This window comes from Streptomyces sp. BRA346, from assembly GCF_052851135.1.
The window spans coordinates 1-7767 of the sequence record NZ_JAIWIH010000094.1; the positions used below are offsets into that span (position 1 = coordinate 1).

General features: G+C 60.1%; 7 protein-coding genes. 2 read left to right on the forward strand and 5 right to left on the reverse strand.

All coding sequences use genetic code 11. From position 1 onward, the window contains the following. A partial coding sequence (locus LCH29_RS43250) for a hypothetical protein (RefSeq protein WP_446467172.1) occupies positions 1–197 on the forward strand: 197 nt, incomplete at its 5' end. A gap of 1248 nt (positions 198–1445) precedes the next feature. Continuing rightward, on the forward strand, positions 1446–2711 hold the full coding sequence (locus LCH29_RS43255) for a TerD family protein (protein WP_446467173.1): 1266 nt from the start codon (positions 1446–1448) through the stop codon (positions 2709–2711). Between the two features lie 455 nt (positions 2712–3166). Here LCH29_RS43255 and LCH29_RS43260 read toward each other — a convergent pair whose 3' ends face one another. From LCH29_RS43260 to LCH29_RS43280, 5 genes are all read right to left on the reverse strand, one after another. Then, complete coding sequence (locus tag LCH29_RS43260; RefSeq protein ID WP_446467174.1) at positions 3167–3691, reverse strand: RipA family octameric membrane protein; 525 nt, start codon at positions 3689–3691, stop codon at positions 3167–3169. 39 nt (positions 3692–3730) lie between these two features. Further along, a complete protein-coding gene (locus LCH29_RS43265; protein ID WP_446467175.1) occupies positions 3731–6109 on the reverse strand; it encodes a P-loop ATPase, Sll1717 family in 2379 nt (792 codons plus the stop codon). Positions 6110–6639: 530 nt separating this feature from the next. Further along, positions 6640–6930 (reverse strand): hypothetical protein, encoded by a 291-nt coding sequence (locus LCH29_RS43270; protein WP_446467176.1) that lies wholly within the window; start codon positions 6928–6930, stop codon positions 6640–6642. Further along, the gene (locus LCH29_RS43275; RefSeq protein ID WP_446467177.1) at positions 6927–7343 is read right to left on the reverse strand and encodes an ATP-binding protein; all 417 of its coding nucleotides are present in this window, start codon (positions 7341–7343) and stop codon (positions 6927–6929) included. Before LCH29_RS43275 ends, LCH29_RS43270 begins: the two co-directional genes overlap by 4 nt. Before the next feature lie 45 nt (positions 7344–7388). After that, the coding region (locus LCH29_RS43280; RefSeq protein WP_446467178.1) for an NUDIX hydrolase at positions 7389–7767 on the reverse strand (379 nt) is incomplete at its 5' end.

Below are 7767 nucleotides of genomic sequence, written 5' to 3' on the forward strand. Positions count from 1 at the left end.
TGACCTTGATCACCAAGGCCAAGAATCAGACGAAGATCCGCAAATGGGTCAGTATTGACACGCCGTCAAAGGGTCAGACTTCGACCGACGCCGAGACCGGGTTTCCGCACGCTCGTCCTTGCCGTGTCACCCCAGCGCAACGCCCCATGAAACGAGTTTGGCAGAGCCTGCGCGGGCTGGGGGTCGCTGTGGGGTAACTGGTTGCGAGAGCTACGTACTCTCGCATGCGGAGCCATCAGCTTGGGAATCACAGGGTGGCGGGCGCTGATTAGGCTACTGACCGGCACAAACGAGCGATGGCGGCAACTGTTCTACCTGCCGCAGTACCCGTCATTGACCGCTGTTTACCGCTCGATCTGGTGCGCATCTGGTGCGGGCGCCTTTCGTCTCGAACTACGGGCGGAAAGGTTGCTGAGGTCTGCCGGGCTGGCCGGACGGTCAACCGGGGCCCGTGTCGGTCGGGTGTGGTTGCGGTGGTTGCTGTACTTCTCTGCTGTACAGCACTCGCTGATCACTGCCTTCGATCTTCTTCTACGTCCTGGCGCAAGGTCGTGCTCACGCTGACTGCGCTCTCCACGGTTCCACGTGGTGACACCTTTCCCGTCGGGTGTAGCCGCCGGGAACGTCCACGCTGACGGAGTCCCAGAAGGGCATGGACTCGCGGAAGTGCCCGCCAGCTGTGTGCCACTGGACTCGGGGGTAGGTACGGCAGAGAGACCGGAGAGCGGCTGAGGCGAGGCCGCAGCGCGTGTAGCCCTCATAGGAGTGAGGCGATTCCACCCAGCCGATTTTGCACAGATCGCAGACAACGTACTCGACCTCGAAAGCCAGGTCGGATCCGAAGTATGCCGCTCGGATGCGCCAACCTGTCCGCTCGTAGGCCCCGGCCGGCCGGTCGACCCAGGGGCTCGGCGGGGCGGCGGCGTGGTCGAAGCGGTACGACTCGGGGTACGCCCATCGGCGGAGCCGGTCGCGCCAGGTCGGCTTGTCGGGCCACTCCCGCACCCAATACACGTGGTCAGCCAGTCGCGCCAGGGCACGGACCGCCGCTTCCTTCTCGACCATGGGCTCCCCTTCGGCGTCTTCTATATCTTCTGGACTCGCAGTCGTCCATGGTCAGTTGCGCGGACCGTTGTACGACACGAGGTGAGGCCGTGTTGCAGACTCCCAACACGCTTCCAACTGTGCTGGGGTGTGTGCAGGGTCGTTCACCTGGGTCCATGGGCGGCTGGCCACACGGGCGGCGGCGCTTTTGGCCTCGTCTGAACGGCCGTGAACGGTGCTGGATGAGACGGAATCTGAGACGGGCGGCAGGACCACCGGGGCACCTTGCCACCTGAGGAACATGAGCACCCTGAGGGTGCTTCACCGCAGGAAATCACTGTTTGTCCTACACAGACCGGCTGGGGGTACCACGATGTACGCACCACCGTGAGAGGGCACCCATGACTACCACCCTTGCCAAAGGCGGCAACGCTGTCTTGCCCGCAGCGGTCTGCCGCGTCACCCTCACCTCGCTCACAACAGGCATCGACGTTTCTGCTGTTCTGCTCGGGCAGGACGGCAAGGTGCGGAGTGATGAGGATCTGGTCTTCTACAACCACTCGTCGCAGGACGGGGTCGTACTGAACGGGCAGACGATCGTTGCGGATCTGGTCGCGGTCCCTACGACAGTCGACCGTGTTGCGGTCGTCGCCAGCATTGACCCTGAGCTGCGGGCTACTCACTTCGACGAGAGCAACACTCCTGACGCGGTCATCGAATGTGGGAGCGCACGGATCACGTTTGCGCCGCCGCCGCTCATGCACCGGGAGACAGTGGTCATCCTCGTTGAGCTCTACAGACGGGCAGGCGTTTGGAAGGTAAGGGCAGTAGGCCAGGGGTGGGACACGGGGCTGGCGGGTCTAGCCTCGGACTTCGGCATCGTTGTAGATGACCCCGGGCCGTCCACGGCGCAATCTCCATCTGCGGCGACGGGCGCGCAGACCCGGCACACGCCTACTGTGCCGCCACGACCCACCTACGCACCGAACGTCTCACCGGGGGGTGCGCCAGTGCCACAGACGCCACCGACGCGTCCTCTCGTCCCGCTGGGCAAAGTCGCCCTCGCCAAGGCTGGCCAGGCGACCATTGACATGCGCAAGGACGATCCAAGCCTCGTCGTGACCGCCACACTCGAATGGAATGGCGGGAGCGCAGTCCGAAGACAAGGAGGCGCCGACCTCGACCTCTACGCCCTCTATGTTCCTGGAAGTCTTGTCACCCCGCTTGGCAAGCGACCGAAGAAGTCAGATCATGTGGTCTACTACCGACAGCTCGGGTCGCCTTTCGCGCCGCCCTACATCGCCTTGGATGGCGACTCCCGGGCGCCGGGCCGCGAGACGATTACGATCCGTCGCCCCGACCTCCAGGGCTACGTCCTTCTGTGCTCCTACAGCGCGGTGGAAAACGGGACCGGTTCGTTCAAGTCCTACGGTGCTCGGGCAGTCATTACCGACGGGCGGGGTTCCACAGTGACGGTGCCGCTGTTCAACAACCGCAACTTGTCCTACTGGGTCGCCATCGCTTTGATCGACTTCACCGTCCCCGGCGGTGCTCAGATCCGGCACGTAGAGAAGTACAGCGGCAACCATGTCGAGGCCCGCCCCACCCTCTACTCGAACGGGAACTTTCGCATGAGCACTGGAAAGGTCGAGTTCAAAACGAGATAGTCCGAAGCAAGATCACATCCACCCTCAAGGGGCTGGCGTCTCCCGAGCTCCCGCAACCTGGAAGCTCTGAGCTTGGGAATCACGGGGTGATCAGGGCTGAACATCCCGCTGACCTGTGCAAACGGTACCTGTAGCGATCTTGAACCCCGGCTGCGGCTAGCTCGTATTGACCGTGGTTCACCGTTCGTTCTGGCACGCATCTGGCACGACCCCTGGTGGTGACTGCCGCCTTGTAAGTTCGACTACCGGCCCGAGACATTCTGGGCAGGGCTGGACCTGCCTGGTCGGTCAGCGGTGGGTGTGGTGCACCGGTTGCCCTCGACGTCCGGCGCCGTTGATGTCACTTGGTGATGTCAGAAGGTCGGTCGGACAGTACCGCTGCAAGCGGCTTCCCACAGCTCTGACCCGCTGTGGACCTTTGCCTGTCATCAGCACTTCGAATGCCAGCTGCTTGGCTACATAGCGACGGAATACCCAAAAAGGGCCACGTAACCAAGCGAAAAGAGCAGCGGCATGATCTGCTCGGCAGTAGTTAGGCGCAAATACCTTCCGTGCTGACCAGAGCGCACGACAGCATGCCACTCACCCTTTGAATAGGCCCGGGCTGGCAGCCTTTCCTCAAGGACCTCTATCACTGCATATTTAGCCTTGTTGAGTAGACGATATGATCGCAGGGCGCAAAACCAGACAATGCATTGCCCGCACATTATGATCAGTGCGACGGCCGGAACGAAGATTCCTGCTTCGTCAGTGACCCGCGAGGCCACTGAAGCAATTACACTGACCGCGGCCAGATTTAAGGTTAAGAAAAAGGAATTAGCGAGGCCCCTGCGAGCACTTATCCGGTCAGCCATCTCGACGTACAGCTTGTACTGCTCCAGAATAAGCTGACTCTGTAGATTCGCAGTGTCAACATTCCCTTCTCCGGCCAAACTATCGTTCCACACCGCAATATGCAGTTCGCGCGACGTCTCAGACACGATTCTCCCAAGATCGGACTCAGCTCCCGCCCGTCGACTCTACAGAGGGAGATCTTCTATTTCGAGGAAGTCGCGGAACGCAGGATGAAACTCATACCGTTCTTCTCTTTTGTTGCGCCGAGAGGCGTTTCGGGCCAGGATTTTTGCCTTCTTCAGATCGTCTACCCGATCAGGGTAAGCAAAACTTCCCCCGCGAACTTCTATGCCCAGAAAGGAGATCTTTAGCAGCCCTTCCAGGTATTGCGAGGCCCGTTCTTCATCGGCCAACCCAGAGGTCGATTGGATTACATCCATAATCTCTGACTTCGACAGAATGGATGGGCAGCCAGCAAATTCATAGATCACAGCTTCGAGATGACTCATAGTAGACCCGTACTCGACGAGCAGTGCGTCAAGGGCAAACTTGCTGTACTTCTTCTTCGCCTCCTCAATGTCGGATTCTTGAACTGTCACGTGCCGGGCGTTTGCCGCACTGAACACGGCCTCCTTGCAGAAGAAGACCAGGTCTCGGGGGCGGTGAAGGATTGTTGACAGAATGTAGTCCAGTGTCGATTCGCCGTTGACACTTGAACAGAAGTATCGCTCCCACAACCCGTCTGGCGAGGTTCCCTTGGGGCGTACGGATAGATATCGCTCGTCCATCACGCGTTTGAGTAGTTCCGGCTGATTCCAATCGATTCTCTTAGTGTTGATTTTATCCGGTTCGCGAGCCTCCTTGATGACTTCGTCATAGATGTCAGACCTCAAGAATACGCTGATGGTGACATTGACGGAACGCAGCTTGTTATTCTCCCGCTGGAACTCCTCGGCAATCCTGCTCACTGTGCTCAACAGGCCTACTAGCAATACCGCTTGTGACTTAAGTTGGGCGGATTTCGTCCAGGCGCTATCGAGATTATCAACTAGCAGTGCGACGCGATGACGGTCACGTAGAGCCTCCCCAAGCAACTTACGCAGATTGCCAACGATGTTGCCGTGAAGCGCCTGGGCGATCCGTTCACGCTGCTGTTCGATGGTTCGGGCGGTTCCCTTCATATCGCGACGCACGGACTCAATGACTCGCTCCAGTCGGACTGAAAACTCCTCGGCGAGGTCGTTCTGCGCCAAATAGTCGCGAAGTCGCGCCAGAGGCGTGTCGTGCCCGATGCCGGCAGGCAACCTATCAGCCGCAGCGACAGCCTCAAGGGAAATTTCGGAGTAGAGCAGGAATCGCCAAAAGCTCTCCACCAGGAAGGACTTATTTCCGTCTCCACCAAGAGACTGTAATACGCTTACAAGCCCGTCTAGATCATAGTTAGTTGGCCGGACGACACAGACTAGATTGCGCTTATCGTCTCGAAGTACCTGTGAGGCCCGAATCATGTTCGCCGACTTCCCCATGCCCTTGCGCCCGACGAATACGACGCTGCTTTCGTTCAGCACTGCCTCATATTCCGCCGTCTCTACGAAATACTCGTCGAGCGTATCGGACTCGTTCTCCGCGACGTAATCGCCGAATTTGAGGTCCTTAAGTTCTGTGGCAAGTTCGACCTTCGGTGCTGGCTGCGGATCTCCTTGACCTTCTTGATTCCAAGCCCTGAAGGCTTGCTCACGCCACTGGCCCAACTTTTCCGCGAGCCGTTTCTTGCTGTGGTAAGTGTACAGAAGGTCCTTGTAATCAACCGGTCCTCGATAGTCCTCCTCGACAACCACCAGCAAAGGCCGCTCTAGTCCCCTAGAGAGTCCAGCAATGAACGCGCTCCGAGCGTTATGCAAACGATTCCTGTCGTGCCTCTCACCTGACATTTGGAGCAGTGTTGCGGCAGAAGAATAGACAGCATTAACATACCAAGCGAGTGAGGCTGATCCCTGTTCCGCCGGGTCAGCGATGGTCACTTTGGTTCCTAGATCTCTTTCCTTCCCTACCATCCTTCGGAGATTACGCTCGGCTTCGGAGGTGTGGTAAGTGGGAACGTAAAAAAGTGAATTGCGCACGGTTCGATCTAGAGCTTGGGATACGTCATCCCATAGGGTCCTCTCGCTTGCCTCGCTGATGCCAGTCATGAATTTGTAGGCAAGTTCATTTCCGTTTTCGTAGAAGATGCATCCGATCGTCGAAAACAGGTCGAAGGCTTTCCAGTCGCGCATAGACTCAGGCGATTTACAAACGGATAAAACAATGTGCTTACGCTGGCTGAAGGCGTAGCCCACTTCGAACAGAACGTTTTCGCTTAGCGTGGTGACGTCGAAGAGGCAGATAGTGCTGTCATCGATATCTTTGAGTACGGTCTCAATGATGATCCTTCCGGTAGCAGGGTTGGCCTCCCACGTCTTCGCCTCGGCGAAACCGCTCTTGTTAATTACGGCCGCTGCATTCTGGATCTCTTGTGAGACATCGGTAGGGTTCTTCGAGTAGCCGAGGAAAACCTTGTAATCCATATTGCCCCCCAATGTTCCCGTGGCAGGGTCGCTAGTCCCGGGGTCGCCTGACTCCGAGGGAGCACTCGGTCAAGAGTGCGATCGCCCTCCCGCGCCTCATTCGCTTGATTTTAGGCAGCGATCGGTTGGTTGGGGAGGCTTCTGCCAGATTCTCCTGAACCTCGGCGTCCCAAGGTCGGTGGAGCGGGTTTGGGCGGTGGCCTGCCCGGTTTGGGGTCGGGCATGGTCAGGGGGCCGTACGCTCGTTGGCAACTCGGGCAGGCTTTGGACCTGCCCGGAATTAGCACGAGTGGCCCCCTGGCCTTGCCCGACGCGGGACCCGGACCGGGGAGGTGCCTAAAGCCGTGGAGCCGACCGCCCCAGCCACGACGTACCGCTTCTCTGGCATCAGGTGGCTGCTCGCTGTGAGCGCGGTACGGACACCGGCCGGGCTGGAGCGGGGCGGAGACAGGAGCGCAGGCCCGGCCGGGGGCCGGGCCGCGCGCGGGGAGCGGAGCGAGCCGCCTTGAACCCGTAAAGAAGGTTGTAACTCACTGGCGGCGCTTGGCGTGTTCGTGCTCGGCGATGCTGATGATGGTCTCGGCTCCGTTGATCTGGTGGCGGAGCTTGTTGAGCACGTCGGTGCGGGCTGACTGGATGAGGTGGTCCGTCGTCGGGGTGGTGCCGGTGCTGGTTCCGGTGGGGGTCCAGAACGTCTTGTGGCTGTGCTCGCGGATGATGTCTTGGCACGTGCGGATCACCCAGTTCATGGCCACGGTTATCTCGTCGCGGTGGAGCTGGTCCAGGTCCCAGCCGTCGTTGTGCTCGGGACGAGATGTCATCGGTCCGCCTTCTGTTGGGCTACGAGCTGGGCGGTGACGGTACGGCCGTGCTGGTTGCCGGTGATGTCCACTCGGCAGGCCAGGGCCATGACGATGCTTAATCCGCGGCCGTGGGTGGCGTATGGGTCGGCCTCGGTCGGGTGAGGTTCGGGGCTTCCGCCGGAATCGCTGACGGAGATCGCAACGGTCTGCGCTGACAGCGACAGCGTGAGGTGGAACGTGCCGAAGTCTGTGCCGCTGGCGGTGTGGTTGACGGCGTTGCTCCCCAGCTCGCTGACGATCAGCTCGGCGTCGTCCACGCAGGGGTGTCCGCTGAGGATGTCGCGGGTCCAGCGGCGGGCACGAGTCACCTCTTCTCGAAATCCTGGGCATGTCAGCCCCCAAACTCGCGGACTGCTCATATACTCGTGCATACAAGTTCCCTCGTGCTGGTAGAGGCTATGGATCGTGGGTTAGTGCTAGATGAGTCGCACGCCGTCGTGGGCGCGGACGGCCGGTGGGCTGATGTTGTCCAACGCGTCCAGGACGCGGATGGCGTACGCCTCGTCGGCAAGCTCGGTGATCTCGTCGCGGGTGACCCAGCGCAGGGCGCGGGTTTCCGCTCCGGTGGTCGGGGTGCCGTCGATGGCCTCGCAGCGGAAGACCATGGAGACGATCAAGCCGGTCATGTTCTTGTAGACGCCGGTGAGGGTCGCGGGAAGCGCGATCTTGATGCCGGTCTCTTCGAGGACTTCCCGCTGCAGGGCGTCCGGGATGGTTTCCTCGCGTTCGAGCACGCCGCCGGGCGGTTCCCACTTACCGTTGTCCCGTCGCTTGATCAGCAACGCACGGCCAGCG

Excerpts from the sequence above, each read along its gene's own strand:
- LCH29_RS43255 (WP_446467173.1), top strand. The coding sequence starts at position 1,446 with ATGACTACCACCCTTGCCAAAGGCGGCAACGCTGTCTTGCCCGCAGCG.
- LCH29_RS43265 (WP_446467175.1), bottom strand. The coding sequence starts at position 6,109 with ATGGATTACAAGGTTTTCCTCGGCTACTCGAAGAACCCTACCGATGTC.
- LCH29_RS43270 (WP_446467176.1), bottom strand. The coding sequence starts at position 6,930 with ATGACATCTCGTCCCGAGCACAACGACGGCTGGGACCTGGACCAGCTC.
- LCH29_RS43275 (WP_446467177.1), bottom strand. The coding sequence starts at position 7,343 with ATGCACGAGTATATGAGCAGTCCGCGAGTTTGGGGGCTGACATGCCCA.